The organism is uncultured Selenomonas sp. (assembly GCA_905372355.1).
Taxonomy (GTDB): Bacteria; Bacillota; Negativicutes; order Selenomonadales; family Selenomonadaceae; genus Selenomonas.
Map to the genome: position 1 here is coordinate 1 of CAJPOT010000019.1, position 20361 is coordinate 20361.

Genomic DNA, 20361 nt, shown 5'->3' on the forward strand with positions numbered 1-20361 from the left:
AAATCCTCGACGTAGCACCGCTACGCCTGCGGTTTGTCTCCTCGATAGATACAGTGCATCTGCGCAAATCTGGGCGACCTCATTTTATCAGCGCTTCCTCAAATTTCCGGCGCAGACGGCGGATGCGCCAGAAGGAGCTGCAAATATGGCAGAAGCGATATCATCGAATTTCATTTATAACATCATCGACGAAGATTTGAAGAGCGGCAAGCATCCCGAGGGCATACATACACGCTTCCCGCCCGAACCGAACGGCTATCTGCACATCGGTCATGCGAAGTCGATCTGCTTGAACTTCGGCACGGCGGAGAAGTATGCGGGGCTTTGCAACCTGCGCTTTGACGATACGAATCCGACGAAGGAGGATACGGAGTACGTCGACTCGATTCAAGAGGACATCAAGTGGCTGGGCTTTTCCTGGGGTGATCGCCGCTACTATGCGTCGGATTACTTTGAAAAGCTCTACGAGTATGCGTGCGCTCTGATCGAGCAGGGGCTTGCCTACGTCGACGATCTTACCGCAGAGGAGATCCGCGCCTATCGCGGCACGCTGACCGAGCCGGGCAAGGAGAGTCCCTGCCGCAGCCGCAGCGTCGCGGAAAACCTTGCGCTCTTCCAGCGCATGAAGGCGGGCGAGTTCCCCGACGGCAGCCGCGTGCTGCGTGCCAAGGTCGACATGGCGTCGCCGAATATCACGATGCGCGACCCCGTCATCTACCGCATCGCGCACGCCGTGCACCACCGCACGGGGGATGCTTGGTGCATCTATCCGATGTACGACTTCGCGCATCCTCTGTCGGACGCCATCGAAAACATCACGCATTCGCTGTGCACCTTGGAGTTTGAGGATCACCGTCCGTTCTACGACTGGCTTCTGGAAGTCCTGGGCTTCGATAAGAACACGCGCCCGCGCCAGATCGAGTTCGCGCGGCTCAACGTCACGAATACGATCACGAGCAAGCGCAAGCTGCGTCAGCTCGTCGAGGAGGGTCATGTGCGCGGCTGGGACGATCCGAGGATGCCGACGATCTCGGGGCTTCGGCGGCGCGGCTATACGCCGGCTTCAATCCGCGACTTCTGTGAGCGCATCGGCGTCGCGAAGTCGAACAGTACGGTCGACGTGGCAATGCTTGAGCACTGCGTGAGAGAAGACCTCAATGAGCACGCTGCACGCGTCATGGCGGTGCTGCATCCTTTGAAGGTCGTGCTGACGAATTATCCCGAGGACAAGTCGGAGGAACTTTTGGCAGAGAACCATCCGACGCGCGGTGGCAAGCGCTATGTGCCGTTCTCGCGCGAAATTTACATCGAGCGCGAGGATTTCATGGAAGAGCCGCCGAAGAAGTTTTTCCGTCTGCGCCCGGGCGGCGAGGTGCGCTTGAAGCACGCCTACATCATCAAGTGCGAGGAAGTCGTCAAGGATGAAAAGGGCGAGATCACAGAGCTTCGCTGCACCTATGATCCCGAGTCGAAGTCGGGCGGCAGTGCGGCGAACCGCAAGGTCAAGGGCACGCTACACTGGGTTTCAGCAAACGATGCGCTCGACGCCGAGGTGCGCCTCTACGACTATCTTTTGAAGACGGACGATGAGGAGACGACGGCAGACTTCATTGCGTCCTTGAATCCGCATTCTCTCGAAGTCATTGAGGGGGCGAAGGTCGAGCCGAGTCTTGCGCGTACGGCGGAAGGCACGCATTATCAGTTCCTGCGCACGGGCTACTTCGTCGTGGACAAGGATACGCGTCCCGACAGGCTCGTGTTCAACCGCGTCGTCGGACTCAAGGATTCGTGGGGAAAGGTCAAGGGTTGACATGGGCAAGATACCGAAGGGGCTTTCTGACAAGGCGATGATCCAAGGCTTCGAGGAAGAGGCGACGCTCGAAGACTGCTTCCTCGCGCATGAGGCGCACGAGGAGGAAAAGCGCCGCCGCGCTGTGCACGAAAAGGAAGCGGATCTTTCGCGAGCGGCACTCACGCCTGACCTTCTCGACCGGTTGGGCAAGGAGCTTCTCCAACTGAAACTTGATCTTTTTGCCGAGGGCATCAAGAATTATCGCATAGACATCAAGCGCGAGGGCACGACGATCATGCTCGCGCCGAAAGAAACGAAGGGGAGGTGAGGCGGCTTCTTCGCGGGCGGGCTCCAAGATGAAAGGTGTTTTGAGATTTATTATTAAAAATTTATGAAGAAAGAAGTGTAACCAGTGGAAACAAGCACAATTGTTGCTATCGTGATCTTCGTCGCGGCTTACGCGCTGATCATTTCAGAGAAGATTCACCGCACCATCATTGGTATTTGTGGCGCCATGCTGATGATCCTCCTCGGAATCATCAACCAGGAGACCGCGATTCATCACATTGACTTTAACACCCTCGGACTCCTCATGGGCATGATGGTCATCGTGAACATCACGAGTGAGACCGGACTCTTCAACTACCTCGCAATCTGGGCGGCGAAGAAGGTCAAGGCGAAGCCGATCTCCCTGCTCGTCGCTCTCTCGCTCCTCACGGCCGTCTGCTCGGCGCTTCTTGACAACGTGACGACGGTGCTTCTGACGGTGCCGATCACGTTCAGCATCACGAAGCAGCTCAACGTCGATGTCAAGCCGTTCCTCATCGCGCAGATCCTTGCGTCGAACATCGGCGGCACGGCGACGCTCATCGGCGATCCGCCGAACATCATGATCGGCAGTGCCGTCGGCCTGCAGTTCATGGATTTCATCACGAACCTCACGGCGATCTGTATCCTGATCTTCATCGTGACGATCGCTCTTTTGATCGTGATTTACGGAAAGAAGCTCCACACGACGGACGAGCTGCGCGAGAAGGTCATGCAGCTCGATGAGAAGAGTCAGATCGTCGAGCCGCGTCTCTTGAAGAAGTGCCTGTTCGCGCTCGCTATTACGATCAGCCTCTTCGTGTTGCACGGACAGCTCCACCTCGACACGGCGACCGCCGCCATGACAGGCGCAGGCCTCCTGCTCCTCATCAGTTTCCCACAGAAGGAGGCGATGATCGCGAAGGTCTTGTCGAAGGTCGAATGGCTCGCCATCTTCTTCTTCGCCGGTCTCTTCATCCTCGTCGGCGCACTCGTCGAGACGGGCGTCATCAAGATGCTCGCAGAAGAGGCGATCAAGATCACGAACGGCGATCTCACGGCGACCTCGATGCTCATTCTTTGGATGAGTGCCTACGCTTCGGCGTTCATCGATAACATCCCGTTCGTCGCGACGCTCATTCCGCTGATTCAGGATATGGGGCAGATGGGCATGACGAATCTCGATCCCGTATGGTGGTCTCTCGCCCTGGGCGCCTGCCTCGGCGGCAACGGCACCTTGATCGGCGCCTCGGCGAACGTCGTCGTCGCTTCGATGGCGGCGCAACGCGGCAAGCCGATCTCCTTCATCAGCTTCATGAAGATCGCGCTGCCGATGATGACGCTCTCGATTGCGATTTCGAGCGTCTACATCTGGCTCAGGTATTTGTAAACCGTAAGTTTTTTGGGGCGCACGGGGAGACCCGCACGCCCCTCTTTCTCTAGGAGGACTTTGTTGTATGGAGAGATATGCTCCGCAGGAAATCGAAAAAAAGTGGCAGGAGAAGTGGCAGAAAGATGATGTCTACAAGACGGAGATCGATCGCACGCAGCCTGAATATTATGTGCTGGAGATGTTCCCCTACCCGTCGGGCAATCTGCACATGGGTCATGTGCGCAATTATTCGATCGGCGACGTCATCGCGCGCTTCAAGAAGATGCAGGGCTGCAATGTGCTGCACCCGATGGGCTTTGACGCCTTTGGCATGCCGGCGGAGAACGCTGCTATCAAGCACGGTGTGAAGCCCGCCGACTGGACATATTCCAACATCGAGAACATGAAGCGCCAGCAGATGAGCATGGGGCTTTCCTACGATTGGAGCCGCGAGGCTGTGACCTGTCGTCCCGAGTACTACCGCTGGACGCAGTGGCTCTTTGAGCTTTTCTACAAGAAGAGGCTCGCCTACAAGAAGGAAGCGTCGGTCAACTGGTGCGATACGTGCGGCACGGTGCTCGCGAATGAGCAGGTCATCGACGGTAAATGCTGGCGCTGCGACTCCGAGGTGCACAAGAAGGATCTCTCACAGTGGTTCTTGAAGATCACGGACTATGCGGACGAACTTCTCGCCGATCTCGACAAGCTCAAGGGCTGGCCCGAGCGCGTCAAGACGATGCAGGAAAATTGGATCGGCCGCTCCGAGGGCTTGGAATTCGACATCGACGTGCCCGCGCTCGGCGAGAAGATCGCCGTCTACACGACGCGTGCCGATACGGCGTACGGCGTGACCTTCGTGGCGCTCGCGGCGGAGCACCCTCTGATGGAGAAGATCCTGAGGGATAATCCGAAGGCGGAGGAGCTTCGCGCTTTCGCCGACAAGGTTAAGGCGCAGTCGGAGCTTGAGCGCACGTCGGGCGAGTCGGAAAAAGAGGGCATGTTCACGGGGCTTTACGCCGTCAATCCCTTCAACGGCAGGAAGGTTGAGCTTTGGATCACGAACTACGTCCTCGCCGAGTACGGCACGGGCGCCGTCATGGGCGTGCCGTCGGAGGATCAGCGCGACTGGATGTTTGCGAAGAAGTACGACCTGCCGATCATCGTCACCCTGCGCCCGAAGGATCGTGAGCTAAAGCTTGAAGAAATGACGGAAGCCTACACGGACAAGGACGGCATCCTCGTGAATTCGGCGGAGTTCGACGGCATGGAGATGCACGAGGCGCTCGTGGCAATTGTAGAAAAGGCGGTCAAGGAGGGCTTCGGCAGGCGCAAGGTCAATTATCGCCTGCGCGATTGGCTCATCTCACGCCAGCGCTACTGGGGTGCGCCGATTCCCGTCATCTACTGTGACAAATGCGGCGAGCAGCTCGTTCCCGAAGAGGAATTGCCCGTCAAGCTGCCCGAGGATGTGAACTTCGAGCAAGGCGCCGTTTCCCCTTTGGCGCAGAGCGAATCCTTCGTGCACTGCACATGCCCGAAATGCGGCGGTCCAGCAAGGCGCGAGACGGACACGATGGACACCTTTATCTGCTCGTCGTGGTACTACATGCGCTACACCGATCCGCACAACACGCACAAGCCGTTTGCGGCGGACAAGGTGAACTACTGGGCGCCTGTCGATCAGTATATCGGCGGTATCGAACATGCGATTTTGCATCTTCTCTATTCGCGCTTCTTCACGAAGGTACTGCGCGACGAGAAGCTTCTGGATTTCGATGAACCGTTCCAAAATCTCTTGACGCAGGGCATGGTCATCAAGGACGGCGCGAAGATGTCGAAGTCGAAGGGCAACGTCGTCTCCCCCGAGGAGATCATCCAAAAGTATGGCGCCGATACGGCGCGCCTCTTCATTCTCTTCGCCGCGCCTGTCGAGCGTGACTTGGAGTGGAGCGACCAGGGCGTCGAGGGGGCATTCCGCTTTTTGAACCGTGTCTGGCGCATCGTTGCGCATTTCGAGGATGCGATCAAAGAGGGCATTGATGATTACGACCATTCGACGCTGACGGCTGAGGAGAAGTCGCTGCGCCGCACGCTGCACCAGACGATCAAGAAGGTCACGGAGGACGTCGGCGAGCGCTTCATGTTCAACACGGCGATCAGCGCCGTCATGGAACTCGTCAACGCTTTCTACGGATTCCAGGACAAGACGGTTCATCCGGGACTCGTGCGTGAGCTTTCCTTTGCGCTCGTGAAGATGCTCGCGCCCTTTGCGCCGCATATCACGGAGGAGCTTTGGAGCCGCATGGAGGGCAAGGGAAGCGTGCACGATGCAAGGTGGCCGAAGTTTGACCGTGCGGCCATCGTCGAGGACGAGGTCGAGATCGTCCTGCAGATCAACGGCAAGGTGCGCGACAAGCTGACGGTGCCGGCGAATATTGAGCCGCAGGAGATGGAGAAGCTGGCGCTCGCGCAGCCAAAGGTCGTAGAACTCACGGCGGGAAAGACGGTCGTCAAGGTCATCTGCGTGCCGAAGAAGCTCGTCAACATTGTCGTCAAATGACTTTTTTGAACAATAAAGGCGTTTGCAAGTGCGCTGGGAGTGCTCCTTCCGACGCACTGCGCAGAGGGGCTGGCGCTTCGCCAAGCTCCTTTTCGCGCTTTGCCGAATGGTGGAATCATGAAAGCACTTTTTGAACAAATGATGCAGGATGGCTCGGCTCGAAAGATTGTCGAGGCCTTTTCGCGCCGCGCGGGCAAGACGCTCGTCTACGGTCTCAGCGGCTCGCAGAAGCACGCGCTCTTCGCTGCCGCCTGCAACGCCACAGAAAAACCCGTGGTCATCGTCACGCACAGCCGCGAGGCGATCGAGGCGTGGCGCGCCGATCTGACGGCGCTTCTGCCGGCACGTGAAATCCTGGAACTGCCCGAGGTCGACATGATGGCGGTGGAAGCGACGGCGAAGGGCATGGAGCGCACGGCTCTGCGCATGGGCATACTCGGCAGGCTGCTCAAGAAGAATCCTGTCATCGTGCTCGCTCACGCCGCCGCCGCTGTACAGAAGGGCGTATCGCGCCGAGATTTCGAGCGCATGAGCCTGCGCCTTGAAGTCGGTGCGACGCTCTCGCGCGAGACGCTTCTTTCGCGTCTCGTCGAGCTTGGCTACGAGGCGGCGGGCGAGGTCGACGCCCTCGGGCAGTTCAGCGCGCGCGGTGGTATCGTCGATATCTATCCGCTTAATGCGTCCTTACCTCTTCGTCTGGAATTCTTCGACGATGAGATCGATTCTTTGCGCGAGTTTGATCCGGCGACGCGGCGCTCCGTGCGCAATGTGCCTTCAGCGGTGGTACTGCCCGTCGCGACCCCTGAGGAATCCGGCGAGGATGCGACATTCCTCTCTTACTTGGAGGGCGAGGGAGCCGTCATTTTCGACGAACCCTTGCGCACGCGTGAAAGTGCACAAAAACTCGTCAAGGAGACGCCCGAGCTGAGGGCGAAACTTTTCTCATGGGAAGAACTTGTGGCGGGCGCTGAAGGCAATGCGACCTTTTTCGCCGCCCTCATGCTGCAGAAGATTCACGGCGCGGAGCCGGACAGTCTCGTGAGCTTGGCTGTGCAGGCAGTCGCGCCCTTCCAACGGCAGATGGATCTTTTGAAGAATGAGGCGCGAAACTGGCTTTCCAACAAGCAGCACGTCGTCCTTCTCGTCGGCGAGGCGGAGAAGGCCGCTTCCCTGCGCGAGCTTTTCGCAAAGTCGCGCATACCATCTGCTGTCGCAGCGGGCGACGAGCCTTTGAGTGACGCCTATCTGAACATCGTGGTGGGCACGCTCTCGAACGGCTTCGAATTGCCTGGAGCGCGACTCGTCGTCGTGTCCGAAAAGGACGTCTTCGGCAGGCAGAAAAAGAAACTCGCGCAGAAAGCGTCGAAGGAAGAGCGCATTTCGCACTTTCGCGAGATCAACGTCGGCGATTACGTCGTCCATGTGAATCATGGCGTCGGCAAGTATCTGGGTGTCGAAACGCTCGATGTGGGCGGCATCAAGAAGGACTATCTGCACATCAAGTACGGCGGCGACGACAAGCTCTTCGTGCCGACCGATCAGGTGGGACTCCTGCAGAAATACATCGGCTCGGAGGGTGAGACGCCGCGTTTGCACCGCATGGGCGGCACGGAGTGGGTCAAGGCGAAGGCGCGCGCGCGCGCCTCCGTCGAGGATATCGCCGACGAACTCATCGCGCTCTACGCGAAGCGCCGTGCGGCGAAGGGCTTCGCCTTTTCTCCCGATACGCCGTGGCAGCGGGAGTTCGAGGACGCCTTCCCTTATGAGGAGACGCCCGACCAGCGCCGCGCCATTGAGGAGATCAAGGCGGATATGGAAAAGCCCGAGCCGATGGATCGCCTGCTCTGCGGCGACGTCGGCTTCGGCAAGACGGAGGTGGCGATCCGCGCCGCCTATAAGGCGGTTATGGATCATAAGCAGGTAGCCGTGCTCGTGCCGACGACCGTGCTCGCACAGCAGCACTTTCAGACGTTTTCCGCACGCTTCGCCGATTTCGGCGTGAGCGTCGACGTCATCTGCCGCTTTCGCTCGGCGAAGGAGCAGAAGGCGACGATCGAGCGTCTGGAGGCGAACAAGGTCGACGTGCTCATCGGCACGCACGCTATCCTGAATCAGAAGCGCGTGCATTTTTCCGATCTCGGGCTTCTGATCGTCGACGAGGAGCAGCGCTTCGGCGTCAAGCAGAAGGAGAAGATCAAGAAACTCGCGGCAGGCGTAGACGTGCTGACGCTTTCGGCAACGCCGATTCCGCGGACGCTTCACATGTCGCTCGTCGGAGCGCGTGACATGAGCATCATCGAGACGCCGCCTGCCGAGCGCTTCCCCGTGCAGAGCTACGTCATCGAGGACAATGGCGCCGTCTTGAAGAATGCCATTCGCCGCGAACTTCGGCGCGGTGGGCAGGTTTACTTCGTCTACAACCGCGTCGAGAGCATCGACATCATGCGCCGACGGCTCGAAGAGCTCGTGCCTGAGGCGCGGATTCAGACGGGGCACGGGCAGATGGCGGAAGAGCTTTTGGAGCGCGTCATGGTCGATTTCTACGAGGGGCGCTACGACATCCTGCTCGCGACGAGCATCGTGGAAAACGGTCTTGACGTGGCGAACGCGAACACGATCATCGTCTACAATGCCGATCGCTTCGGTCTGTCGCAGCTCTATCAGATGCGCGGCCGCGTCGGCCGATCGAATCACATGGCGTTTGCCTATTTCGTCTATCAGGCCGACAAGGTCTTGTCCGAGATGGCGGAAAAGCGTCTGCAGGCGATGAAGGAGTTTGCCGAACTGGGCGCGGGCTTCAAGATCGCCATGCGCGACCTTGAGATCCGTGGCGCGGGCAACCTCCTTGGTGCGGAGCAGCACGGCCACATCGCGAGCGTTGGCTTCGAGATGTACTCGAAGCTTCTTGACGAGGCGATCGAGGAGAGGCGCACGGGAAAGCCGCCTGAAGAGAAGCTTGAGCCTGTCGTCGACATTGAGACGGAAGCCTACCTCGACGGCGAATACATCAGCGATCCCATGCACAAGATCGAGATCTACCAGCGCATTGCAGCGATTCGCAAGAATGCGGAGATACAGGAACTGCTCGACGAATTGATCGATCGCTTCGGCGAGCCGACGCCCGTCGTGCTGCGTCTGCTGGAAGTTGCACGCATACGCAATTACGCGCGAGAACTTGGCATACGTTCCGTCGTGGAAAAGCCGATGTTCTTGGAAATCTCCTTCGTCGATAAACCGACACTCGATCCCGATGGGCTGTTGAAGCTCCTCGGCCTCTTCGGCAGGAACGCCAAGATGCTGCCGCCGCCACAGCAGATGCTTCGCATACGTCTGGCCACGCAGTACAAGAAGAACATCGCGAATTTCATCACGCGCGTCCTGATGCTGCTGAAGGGCGAACAGGACGCTTTCTCGGCGAAGGGCGTGACGGCTAACTCCTGTCGGCTCATCCGGTCGTAGTTGCTGTAGTGGATGATGCGATATGTTGTAGCAATCAGAGTTCTGCTATATCTAATTTACGAAAAATTATATGAAAAATCGTTTCTGCTGTTTCAAATTTAGTGTACATGTGTGAGATGCAAGAGAAGCCGCCTGTGCTGCGGGTGGGGATGAAACAGCAAAAGATCTGTTTCATAAGTCCGAATGCGACTATGTGCAGCAGATCCTTTGCTTGGTCCAGGTGACATTTCTGCCCTTGACTACTTCCTATCGAAATAAATCTTTCGCACATTGTTCCGCAAATCCTCCAAGTTGCTCGGACGAAAGCGGATGTTGTAGCCGATGAAGAGGGGGGAGGTAGCGAATCTCGGCATGATTTTGGCACGTAGGATGCCGTTCTCCTGGTAAAAGAAGATGTTGTAACTGTTGCATCGCTTGTTGAAGTGGTGCATGAGATAGTCGACGGCAATCTGTATGTCGTCGGCTACGGTGTCCAGAGGTTCGTTCGTCTTGGGGACGACATTGAATTCGCTGAAGCCAATGCGCGGGCATGTCGCGATGTTGAAGTCGACATCGTTTTCCTCGTGTATGGTCAGTCCCTCGAATTCCAGGGGGTCGAAGGTCAGGTTTTCGTTGAGCGAGTGGAAGCCGACAATCTGCATGTGGGGGTGACGCAGCGTACCGCCCGAGAGAGGGCCGAAATTCTTGAAGAAGATGACGGTCTCGTACTTTCCCGAATTCTGCATCTTCTGCCAGTGATGCACGCCGAAACGAATGAGGCGGTGCATGTGTTCGGCGGAATAGTCGGGCATGTCGGAGTGACAGACTTTGCTCTCAATGAGAACGAACTGGTCGGCGTCTTCGATGACGTTGTACTTGTTCTTGAGCAGCACGAGGTCGCCGTCCGTATCGACGATACCCGAGAGATTTTCACGGTCACAGAAAGGACATGGGGCGGTCTTGTTGATGATATTTTCCGGCTTTTTCTTGCCGAGCGTCGTATTGAAACCGATGAGATTGATTTCCATAGAGAAGACACCTCAAGTTTTGTAACAAAATCGACCTAGTATATTTCCGGCAGAAATGGTATAATTCCTACGTTGAGCCTTAGGGTGCAGAAGATGCATCATTCCCCTTATTATATAGAAATTCGTACGTTTTTGCAAAGCGGCTTTTCCATATCTCGGATTGCAGGGAAGAATCGACGAGGGGAATTGGGCAGTTAGGCGGTGTTTCGTATCAGCAGTCAAAAATCTACAGGCAAGAGCAAAGCGGAGAGTTTCCTCAAGGGAACTTTGATCTTGACGGTGGCAAGCTTCGTCGTGAAGGTCATCGGTTCCTTGAATTGGATTTTCGTTTCGCGCATCTTGGGCGGCGAGGGCATCGGGCTTTATCAGATGGCTTTCCCGATTTATTTTTTCGCCATGAGCATTTCGCAGGCGGGTGTGCCTGTCGCCATATCGATCATCACGGCGGAGCGCGTCGCCTTGAAGGACGTTTTCGGCGCACGGCGCGTATTCCGCATATCGATGACCTTGATGGTTTTTACGGGGCTTTTGTTTTCCCTTTTGACGTACTTTGGCGCAGGCTGGCTCATCGAGTGGCAGTTCATTCGTGATCCGCGCGCCTATATGGCAGTCGTGGCGCTCTCGCCGACGATTTTCTTCGTGACCTTGCTCGCAAGCTCGCGCGGCTATCTGCAAGGCTGGCAGCGCATGACGCCGACGGCGGTTTCGCAGATCGTCGAGCAGATCTTTCGCGTGCTCACGATGGTGCTCTTCGCGAGCCTTCTACTGCCGATGGGACTCGACTATGCGGCGGCGGGCGCGAGCCTCGGCGCGTTTGCCGGCGCTATCGGCGGACTTCTCGTGCTCGTCTACTATCATTGGAAGCTGGACAAGGACATCGAGCGTGAGTACGGCCCGAATCTTGCGCCGCCACAGGGGGAAGCGCCGGCGCCTCTCGGGGCGATCGTCCGACGCATCTTCTCACTCGCCCTGCCCGTGTCGGCGGCGAGCATCATGCTGCCGATCGTGTCGAACCTCGACCTTCTGATCGTGCCGCAGCGTCTTGAGGTTGCGGGCTATACGGTGCCGCAGGCGACGGAGCTGTTCGGCTACCTCACGGGCATGGCGGTGCCGCTCGTCAACCTCGCGACAATCCTCACGGCGTCCTTGGCGGTGAGCATCGTGCCGGCGATTTCGGAGGCGCGAGCCTTGAAGGACATGCAGCGCGTCTACAATCAAACGGCGGCCGCCGTGCGCATATCGAACTTCGTTTGCTTCCCTGCATTCGTCGTCGTGTTCGTGCTCGCGACGCCGATCTCGACGCTCATTTACAATGCGCCGGGCGCGGGTCCCGCCGTGCTCGTCTCGTCGTTTTCCATCGTGCTCCTCGGCCTGCATCAGGTGTCGACGGCGGTTCTGCAAGGACTCGGGCATCCGAAGATCCCGATGATCAACATGATTCTTGCCGCTGCCGTCAAGGTCGCCCTCAACTGGATTTTGACGGCGATCCCTTGGCTCGGCATCATGGGCGCGGCTTGGGCGACGGCGGCGGATATGGGGGTTGCCGCTGTCATTAACCTTTACTTCATCTGGCGTTATATCGGCTATCGCATGGAGCTGCTGCAGCTCTTTAAGACGATGGCGGCGGCTGCCTTCATGGCGGGCGCTGTGTATCTCTTCTACAGCTTTGTCATGAGCACGCTCGCCGTCAATGCCGTGGCGACCTTCGGCTCGGTGTTCGTCGGCGTCATCGTCTACGTCGCGGCGCTGATTCTCGTGCGCGGACTGCTCGAAGAGGATATGGCGCGCATTCCGTTTATCGGCTCTTTGAGCATTCGTTTTTTGCGCCGCATTGGCATTTTCCGCAGCGTTGAGGGGGCGAAGGGATGAGAAAGTTTCTGCTGGTCTATAATCCTGTCTCGGGCAATGCATCGTTCAAGCAGCGGCTCGATGAGATGATCTGGCGCTTCCAGACACTCGGCTGCATGCTTATCCTCTACCGCACGGATCGCGAACTTACGAATCTTGCGCTCTATGTGCGGGAATCTGAGGCCGAGGGTGTGCTTGTCGCGGGCGGTGACGGCACAGTGCATGAAGTCGTCAACGTGATCGTGCGTGAAAAACTTGCGGTTCCCCTCGCGATCATCGGCAGCGGCACGTCGAACGATTTTGCGACGTACCTCGGTCTTGCAGATGGCTTGGAAGCGTATATCGAGCGCATCCTCGCGCACAAGACGATGCGCGTTGATCTCGGGCGCATCGGGGAAGAATACTTTATCAACGTCGCGAGCGCCGGCGTCATGACAAATATCGCACATGAGGTCGATGTGCGGCTGAAGAATACGCTGGGCAAGATGGCGTACTACCTGAAGGGCATCAGCGAACTGCCGAAGTTCCGTTCGGTGAAGTTTTCCATCGAGGCGGATGGCGAGATGCGCGAGGAAGAGGGCTTCCTCTTCGTCATCGCCAACAGCGGTATCGTCGGCAGTTTCAATAACGTAGCGACGCATGCGAGCATCAATGATGGTAAGTTTGATTTGCTGCTCGTGAAGAAGTGCAGTCTGCCGGAACTCGTCGCTCTGACGGCGGAGATTGTCTCGGGCAGGGGAATCTCAGAGAAGAATGTGCTGTATCTGCAGGCAAGTGAGTTTCGCATCGCGGCGGATGCGCCGCTTTTGAGTGATGTGGACGGCGAGCAGGGGCCGCCTCTTCCCATGCACGTCGAGGTTGTACCTAGTGCAATCGAGCTTTTCATCTGAAGTTTGTGAAGCGTACATTCGCAACGTAAATTCGCAACACGGCAGCCACTCAAAAACTCTTTACGCTCCTATTGACAAAACCTCAAGGGAATGGTATCATTTCTTCTGTTGTTGCATCATGTGCCGAAGTGGCGGAATTGGCAGACGCACTTGACTCAAAATCAAGCGTAGTTACCTACGTGCCGGTTCGAGTCCGGCCTTCGGCACCATAGAGATTTTAAGGCTTCTGGGTATTTCGCTTAGAAGTCTTTTTCTATTTTATGGTATGAGAGGAGGCAGGCATATATGAAAGACGTAGGAAGCATTACGGTCGTGGGACTTGGCCCCGGACGCTTCGGGCTTATCACGCTCGAAAGCATGGAGGCGGTGACGAGCGGGCGAAGCCTTCTCCTGCGCACGGCAGTTCATCCATCCGTGGCGGAACTTAAGAGGCGCGGCGTTCCTTTCATGAGCTACGATTCCTGGTATGAAAAGGCGCAAAGCTTCGAGGCGCTCTACCATGCGATTGCGGAAGATCTCACTGCAAGGGCGCGTGCAGGCGAGGAGATCGTCTATGCCGTACCCGGCAGTCCCTTTGTGGCGGAACGAACAGTTCTCTTTTTGCGTGATTTGTGCGCGAAGGAAGGATTGGAGCTTTCTATTCTGCCGGGCATGAGCTTCGTTGAGACGCTCTACGGCAGTCTCGGCATCGATCCCGTCGAGGGTCTTATGATCCTCGATGCATCGGATGCGGAGAGCATGCCCTTCCGTTTTCCGACAGGTGTGCTCTTCACGCAGGTCTACAGCCGTGAGATTGCTTCTGAGTTGAAACTCGCCTTGATGGAGCGAATGAATGACGAGAAGGAAGTCATCTATCTGCACAATATTGCGCTGCCCGATGAATCCGTGCGCCCGATGCCGCTCTATGAAATCGATCGACAGACGGATACGGATCATCTGACGAGTCTTTTCATTCCTCACGGTAGCTTCCAGGATGATTAAAAAAGCCTACGGAAGGCGGTTTTTCAAGTTTTTTTACACTTTTTTCGTTGTGAGAAAGAGGATTCTAGGCAACTACAGCGAATAAAAGTAGCGTAACAAATTCAAAAGGAGGCTACAAACGTGAACAAAACGGAATTAGTGGCTAATGTAGCGGAAAAAGCAGGGCTGTCGAAGAAGGATGCCGAAAAGGCTCTGAGCGCAGTCATCGAGAGCGTTGAAGAGGCTCTTGTCGAGGGCGACAAGGTTCAGCTCATCGGTTTCGGTACGTTCGAGGTCAAGGATCGCGCTGCCCGTACCGGCCGCAATCCGCAGACGGGCAAGGAAATCAAGATTGCCGCTTCGAGGAATCCTGTTTTCAAGGCTGGCAAGGCATTGAAGGATGCTGTCAACAACAAGTGAGCACGGTGGCTCTCCGAGGGCTGGGTTTTTACCCAGCCTTTTTTCGTAGCATTTTGCAGTTTTCGAGAGGTGGTTCGCATGAATCGCGTTGTTCTTCTTACGGGCGGCACGTCGGGCATCGGCCTTGCGGCGGCGCGTCTTTTCCTGCAGGCGGGCAGCACGGTCGCTCTGGCGGGGCGCTCGGCGACGCGCGGCGAGGCGGCGCTCGCTTCGTTAGGTGAATTGGCGCTCGATGGGCGCGCCGCGTTCTTCGCCGCCGACCTGCGCCGCGCCGATGAGGCGAGGCGGCTCGTGGGTGCGGTGTGCGAACGCTTTTCGCGACTCGATGTTCTCGTGAATTCGGCAGGGATCTATTTGGAACGCGCGTTGGAAGAATTGACAGAAGAGGAATTCGAGGACGTCATGGACACGAACGTCAAGGGCACCTTTTTCACAACACAGGCGGCACTTGCGCCCTTGAAGGAGAGTCGCGGCAGCATTGTCAATCTTTCGTCTGACGCGGGGATTCACGGCAATTTCCTGTGCACGGCCTACTGCGCATCGAAGGGCGCCGTGACGCTCTTCACAAAATCTCTGGCCTTGGAACTCGCGCCTTTCGGCGTGCGCGTGAACTGCGTGTGCCCTGGAGATGTTGCGACACCGATGACGGAGGCGCAGCTGCAGGATGCTCCTGACCGTGAAGAGGCTCTGCGGCAGATGTCGGGCGTCTATCCGCTCGGTCGTATCGCGCGGGCGGAAGAAGTCGCCGATATTATTTTTTTTCTGACCTCCGATGCCGCTTCCTTCGTGACGGGCGCGGCGTGGAGCGTGGACGGCGGCCTTACGGCTTGAGGAGGCAGGCGGCAGCGAACGTCTGTTTCGTTGTATCTGCTCCTTGCTTGTGCTAAAATAGAGGGCATAACAAAGGAGAATTGTTTGACTATTTCATTTTCAAGAGTGAAGGAAGGTCGGTTATGGCGGCTCGCAGCTATCTGATCGTAGCGGCGTCGATCGGCTCTGGACACATGAAGGCGGCGGAAGCCTTGGCAGCGGCTCTTTTGCGGGCGGAGCCGGAGGCGCATGTGGCGGTCGTCGACTTCACGAGGCGCGATACGGCATGGGTCACTTGGTTCATGAAGGCGGCCTATCTGAAGATGCTGCACTTCATGCCGAACCTTTACCAGCTACTCTATCGTTTCACGGGGCACAGGCAGGGCGCTTCGCCCGTGCAGAAGCTCATCGCTTCCTTGACGAAGCGCAACATGCGCAGACTTGTGCGTCTCCATGCAGCGGACACGGTGATCTGCACGCATCCTTTTCCCGAGGGTGCGGCGTCGTGTCTCAAGAAGAGTGGTGAGGAAGATTTCTTTTTTGCCACGGTTCTTACGGACTACAGCGTGCATCGCATGTGGTTCTATCCGGGTGTCGACGCCTTCTTTGTCGCGACGGAGAGGATGCGGCGCAGCCTCGTCAAGGAAGGCTGTGCAGCGACGGCGGTTCATGCGACGGGCATTCCGATTCTGCCGCTGTCCCCAGCAGATTTTGACCGTGCGGCGATTTGCGAAAGGCTGGGACTCAGCGAGTCGCTTCCTACAATCCTCGTCATGGGCGGCGGGCTTGGACTCGGCGATGTGGCTCAGTCTCTTGAAAAGCTTGAGGATGTCGCAGAAAAGCTGCAGATCCTCGTTGTTGCAGGGAAGAACGAGCGCCTTCTTGCTTGGGTCAAAGCACACGCCGTGCGCTCGCACCATGCGGTTCGCGCCTGGGGGTACACCAATGCGGTGCCTGATCTGATGGCGGTTGCAGCGCTTCTCATATCGAAGCCTGGCGCATTGACCATCAGCGAGGCGTGGGCGATGGGCGTGCCGCTGATCCTGCATGAGCCGATTCCAGGGCCGGAGCTTGAGAATGCGATGATTGCAAGCGAGCGCGGTACGGCGGTTTGGCTCGGCAAGGGCGAGAATCTGGCGGCTCTCGTCATGGGGCTGCTGGGGGACGCGTCGCGTCTCGCCTCCATGCGCGAGGCGGCGCTTCTCGCAAGCCGCCCCGCAGCGGCGCAGGAGATCGCACAGTTTCTGCAGATGGCAGGCGCAAGCGTCGGTTGACGAATATGGTTTTTACGATTTCGGGCGAGGGTGGTTTTTGTGGCAGTATCGAAATTGGAAAAGGACGCGAACGGCGCGTTTCTCTGTCCGCAGTGCGGCAGGCCACTTCGCACGGTTGAGGGCGGCACGGTCATGATTCGGGGCGGCAAGGCGGATTTGGAAAGTGTGAAGCCGCGCTACGAATGCGACAACTGCAGAGTGTTTTACCGCGAGCTTCTGAATTCGGGTTATTACGATGTGTTTGACATGCCGAAAATCAAGGCAGTCGGCGATCTCACGCCGACGATTCTGCGCGCTGACGCCGAGGGACACGCGCCGTGCCCTCGCTGCGGCGGGCAGCTCGACCTCGTCGAATGGCAGCCCGTTCATCTCGTGGACGGCAAGGCGGATATGGAAAACGTCTCGCCGCACTTTCGCTGTGCGAGCTGCGATTCCATATTTCGTCGCATAGCGACGACAGAATATTTCCAGTGGGCGGAGAAGTAGCCGTCCCGATCGCAGAAAGAAGATGCTCCGTGCAGCTGTACGGGCAGGAGAAGCGCATCGATGTGCACGGAAGGTCGTGATGGAGATGGTAACGGAAAGCAAGCGCAGGGGACACCGACTCGACTGGTTCGTCGTCGTCATCCTTTGCGTGCTCGGGTACTTCTCCTACACGATGATCGATCAGCAGATTCACCTGAACGAGCTTGACCGCGACTGCGCGGCGGCGCAGCAACGTCTGGAAACAGCGCAGCGGGAGAACGCAGAGCTTAAGGACCTCAAGGCAAAGCTCGACGATCCCGTTTACATCGAGAAGACGGCACGCGAAGAGCTAGGCATGACGCACGAGGGCGAGCTGCCGTATATCGCGAAGAAGTGAGAAGAGGCTGCCGCATGAGTCGATGAGACGCATGCAGCGGTCTCTTTTTGTTTTCTCATTTCACGCGCGGATTTTCTTGACAGCGCAAAAGGCGCAAGAGTATAATAAGAAAGCACGCTCAGCGCGGGAGAAGACGCTGGGATGGTGGGTGCTGACGCAGTCGGCGATTCCCACAGTATAATTAAGGAGGAAATAATTTGTCCATTGAAGTAGGCAGTATTGTTGAGGGTGTTGTGACGGGCATTACGAATTTTGGAGCGTTCGTCGAGCTGCCTGAGGGGAAGGTCGGTCTTGTCCATATCTCTGAGGTCGCTGACGAGTATGTGCGGGACGTCCATGATTTCCTCAAGGAGAAGGACAAGGTGAAGGTCAAGGTCTTGACGATCGACGATCGCGGCAAGATCGGGCTTTCCATCAAGCAACTGCAGGAAAAGAAACCGATGGAGAAGAAGGTCGGCGAAGTTCCGCGCCGTCCGATGCCGCCGCGCCGCGGTGCGAGCGGGGACTTTAGGCGGCAGGGGCGTTTCGGTCCGGGCAGTGCCTCCTTTGAAGACAAGTTGTCGCGCTTCCTCAAGGACAGCGATGAAAGGCTGACGGACTTGCGCCGCAAGACGGATTCCAAGCGCGGCGGCCGCGGTTCACGCAGGGATTGACGACATGAGAAAAGCACTCTTACAAGGAGTGCTTTTCCTGTTTATGGTCTTGAGAGACGTACTGGGGAAGAGTAGTACAGAGCTTGCCGGACGGCGGCAGATGGGAGAATCTCATGCTGAATAAGGTCTTGGCTTTTTGCGAGGAGCATGGACTTCTGGCGCAGGGCTCTTCCATCGTGGTCGCCGTCTCGGGTGGCGCAGACTCGATGGCGCTGCTCGATCTGCTGCTGCATTTGCAGGAGCGGCTGGCGCTTTCCGTGCATGTCGCGCATTTCGAGCACGGCATTCGCGGCGAGGCGTCGCGCGAGGATGCGGACTATGTCGCTGCATTCTGCCGAACGAAGGGTGTTGCCTGCAGCGTGGAGGCGGCGGATGTGCCGCAGTATGCGAAAGAGCGCAGGATGTCGCTGGAAACGGCGGCACGCGAACTGCGCTACGCTTTTTTGCGTCGTGTAAAGGCGCATGTAGGCGCTCAGGTGATCGCTGTCGCGCATCATGCAGACGATCAGGCGGAGACGGTGCTGCAGCATATCCTGCGCGGCGCGGGGCTGCACGGCCTCGTGGGCATGAGGCCGCGCACGGGCGATGTCGTGCGTCCCCTGCTCGCCTGCAGGAAGGAGGAGCTTGTCGCTTACTGCGCGACGCATGGCATCGAGGTGCGCCACGACGCGACGAACGATGCGGCGGATGCGCAGCGCAACTATCTGCGGCTGGAGATCCTGCCGCGCCTCGCCGCGCATGTCAACGCGTCGGCGGGAGCGGCGCTCGTGCGCCTCGCGGAAGCTGCCCGCGCGGACGACGCTCTGCTCGATGAGATGGCGCAAGCGGCATTTTCGCGCGTCGTCTGCAGCGAGGGGCGGGCAGCGGGCGCGGCGCACGAGAGCCTTGCGCTTTCGCGCACGGCGTTTCGCGCCGAGCCGCTCGCCTTGCAGCGGCGCATCGTGCGCCTTGCTGCGCACACCTTCGTCGATGAGTCGCACGATTGGGGCTGGCGGCAGGTCGAGCAAGTGCGCCGCATGATGGTGGAAGGAAGGGGCGGCCTCTCGTGGGACTTGCCCGGCCGCGTGCGCTTTTTCCTCGATGGAAAAAGGGGCGTCTTTTTTGTCGATGAGCTTCGTACTGCCCATAAGAAAGGCGGTGCAGGAGGCAGGTCGGCTTCCACGCGCAGGACGGCGGACGGCATGGCGGAGAGCGAACTTTTGAGAGGCGTGCCGCTTCGAGCGCCTGGCGTGACGCGTCTGCCCGCGCTCGGCGTCGCGCTCGTCACGGATTTTGTCCGTGAGCGCACCCAGACGGACGGGCGCACGGAAGTCTATTTGCCGTCTCGCGTTCTTGCCGCAGCTGTCGTGCGCACGCGCCGCGCGGGCGACCGCGTGCGCCTTCCTTGCGGCAAAAAGAAGCTCAAGGATTTCTTCATCGACGAGCATGTGCCGCGCACCGCGCGCGATCGCGTGCCGCTCGTTGTCTGCGACGGGGAGGTCGTCTGGGCGGTAGGCGTGCGGCGTTTTTCGTCCGCACTGGTGAAGGAAGATGAATCGATGGTACGGCTTCGTGCCATTTTTGAAGAAGGAGCATACGATCATGCACAACGATTTGGAGAAGATTCTTTTCGATGAGGCGCAGCTCGCCGAGATGGTGGAGCGGCTTGGGCGCGAGATCACGCGCGATTATGCAGGTGAGGAGATCTACGCCGTCGGCATTCTGAAGGGCGCCGTGCTCTTCTACGCCGACCTCGTGCGCGCCATCGACTTGCCCGTGACGCTCGATTTCATGCAGCTTTCGAGTTATGGAAGCGGTACGAGTTCGACGGGCGATGTGCAGATTCTCCTCGACCTCGCGAAGAGCGTCGCGGGGCGCAACATCCTGCTCATCGAGGATATTGTGGATTCGGGACTTTCCATGCACTATCTGATGGAGAACTTCCGCCATCGAAAGGCGAAGAGCGTCAAGCTCTGCTCGCTTTTGAGTAAGCCGTCTCGGCGCAAGGTCGATGTGAAAGTCGACTACTGCGGTGCTGAAGTGCCCGACGCCTTCCTCGTTGGCTATGGGCTTGACTACGATCAAAAGTACAGGAACCTGCCGTACCTCGGCATCCTGAAGCCTGAAATCTACAGCAAATGAGCCGGCATGCGCCTTCTGTGAAATATT

Annotated in this window: 17 protein-coding genes and 1 tRNA gene; 17 read left to right on the forward strand and 1 reads right to left on the reverse strand. The window is 58.0% G+C overall.

Annotation, left to right across the window (positions count from 1 at the left end):
* The first annotated feature begins 145 nt into the window (after nt 1-145).
* From QZ177_RS09235 to mfd, 5 genes are all read left to right on the forward strand, one after another.
* Complete coding sequence (locus QZ177_RS09235; RefSeq protein ID WP_294177078.1) at nt 146-1810, forward strand: glutamine--tRNA ligase/YqeY domain fusion protein; 1665 nt, start codon at nt 146-148, stop codon at nt 1808-1810.
* A 1-nt stretch (nt 1811) separates the two neighbouring features.
* A complete protein-coding gene (locus QZ177_RS09240) occupies nt 1812-2120 on the forward strand; it encodes a hypothetical protein (RefSeq protein ID WP_009645721.1) in 309 nt (102 codons plus the stop codon).
* Nucleotides 2121-2204: 84 nt separating this feature from the next.
* Entirely contained in the window at nt 2205-3488 is a 1284-nt protein-coding gene (locus tag QZ177_RS09245) for an ArsB/NhaD family transporter (RefSeq protein ID WP_009645725.1), read from the forward strand.
* Nucleotides 3489-3555: 67 nt separating this feature from the next.
* Entirely contained in the window at nt 3556-6030 is a 2475-nt protein-coding gene (gene leuS / locus QZ177_RS09250; protein WP_294177079.1) for a leucine--tRNA ligase, read from the forward strand.
* Nucleotides 6031-6147: 117 nt separating this feature from the next.
* Nucleotides 6148-9489, forward strand: coding sequence for a transcription-repair coupling factor (mfd, locus tag QZ177_RS09255; protein ID WP_294177080.1), 3342 nt, complete (start codon nt 6148-6150; stop codon nt 9487-9489).
* 239 nt (nt 9490-9728) lie between these two features.
* Here mfd and QZ177_RS09260 read toward each other — a convergent pair whose 3' ends face one another.
* Entirely contained in the window at nt 9729-10496 is a 768-nt protein-coding gene (locus tag QZ177_RS09260) for a DUF4931 domain-containing protein (protein WP_009645661.1), read from the reverse strand.
* Between the two features lie 201 nt (nt 10497-10697).
* On the opposite strand from QZ177_RS09260, the gene QZ177_RS09265 reads away from it, so the two are divergent.
* The 12 genes from QZ177_RS09265 to hpt all read left to right on the forward strand — a co-directional run bounded on the left by QZ177_RS09265 (nt 10698) and on the right by hpt (nt 20334).
* Nucleotides 10698-12365 carry a polysaccharide biosynthesis protein gene (locus QZ177_RS09265; RefSeq protein ID WP_294177081.1) on the forward strand — a complete coding sequence of 556 codons (1668 nt, stop codon included), beginning with the start codon at nt 10698-10700 and terminating at the stop codon, nt 12363-12365.
* The gene (locus QZ177_RS09270) at nt 12362-13234 is read left to right on the forward strand and encodes a YegS/Rv2252/BmrU family lipid kinase (protein ID WP_009645712.1); all 873 of its coding nucleotides are present in this window, start codon (nt 12362-12364) and stop codon (nt 13232-13234) included. Before QZ177_RS09265 ends, QZ177_RS09270 begins: the two co-directional genes overlap by 4 nt.
* A gap of 122 nt (nt 13235-13356) precedes the next feature.
* Nucleotides 13357-13443: transfer RNA gene (locus QZ177_RS09275), tRNA-Leu, on the forward strand.
* A 76-nt stretch (nt 13444-13519) separates the two neighbouring features.
* Nucleotides 13520-14215, forward strand: a complete 696-nt coding sequence (locus QZ177_RS09280) for an SAM-dependent methyltransferase (RefSeq protein ID WP_265071737.1) — start codon at nt 13520-13522, stop codon at nt 14213-14215.
* A 120-nt stretch (nt 14216-14335) separates the two neighbouring features.
* Entirely contained in the window at nt 14336-14614 is a 279-nt protein-coding gene (locus QZ177_RS09285; protein ID WP_009645699.1) for an HU family DNA-binding protein, read from the forward strand.
* Between the two features lie 78 nt (nt 14615-14692).
* Nucleotides 14693-15445 carry an SDR family NAD(P)-dependent oxidoreductase gene (locus tag QZ177_RS09290; protein WP_009645665.1) on the forward strand — a complete coding sequence of 251 codons (753 nt, stop codon included), beginning with the start codon at nt 14693-14695 and terminating at the stop codon, nt 15443-15445.
* Between the two features lie 122 nt (nt 15446-15567).
* Nucleotides 15568-16698 (forward strand): glycosyltransferase, encoded by a 1131-nt coding sequence (locus QZ177_RS09295; RefSeq protein WP_294177082.1) that lies wholly within the window; start codon nt 15568-15570, stop codon nt 16696-16698.
* Nucleotides 16699-16737: 39 nt separating this feature from the next.
* On the forward strand, nt 16738-17184 hold the full coding sequence (locus tag QZ177_RS09300) for a hypothetical protein (protein ID WP_294177084.1): 447 nt from the start codon (nt 16738-16740) through the stop codon (nt 17182-17184).
* Nucleotides 17185-17263: 79 nt separating this feature from the next.
* Entirely contained in the window at nt 17264-17560 is a 297-nt protein-coding gene (locus QZ177_RS09305) for a septum formation initiator family protein (RefSeq protein ID WP_009645704.1), read from the forward strand.
* Nucleotides 17561-17757: 197 nt separating this feature from the next.
* Nucleotides 17758-18213, forward strand: a complete 456-nt coding sequence (locus QZ177_RS09310) for a S1 domain-containing RNA-binding protein (RefSeq protein ID WP_009645720.1) — start codon at nt 17758-17760, stop codon at nt 18211-18213.
* Nucleotides 18214-18326: 113 nt separating this feature from the next.
* On the forward strand, nt 18327-19829 hold the full coding sequence (gene tilS / locus QZ177_RS09315) for a tRNA lysidine(34) synthetase TilS (RefSeq protein ID WP_294177086.1): 1503 nt from the start codon (nt 18327-18329) through the stop codon (nt 19827-19829).
* Nucleotides 19795-20334 (forward strand): hypoxanthine phosphoribosyltransferase, encoded by a 540-nt coding sequence (gene hpt / locus QZ177_RS09320; protein ID WP_294177088.1) that lies wholly within the window; start codon nt 19795-19797, stop codon nt 20332-20334. The genes tilS and hpt overlap by 35 nt, the downstream gene beginning before the upstream one ends.
* The last annotated feature ends 27 nt before the right edge of the window (nt 20335-20361 follow it).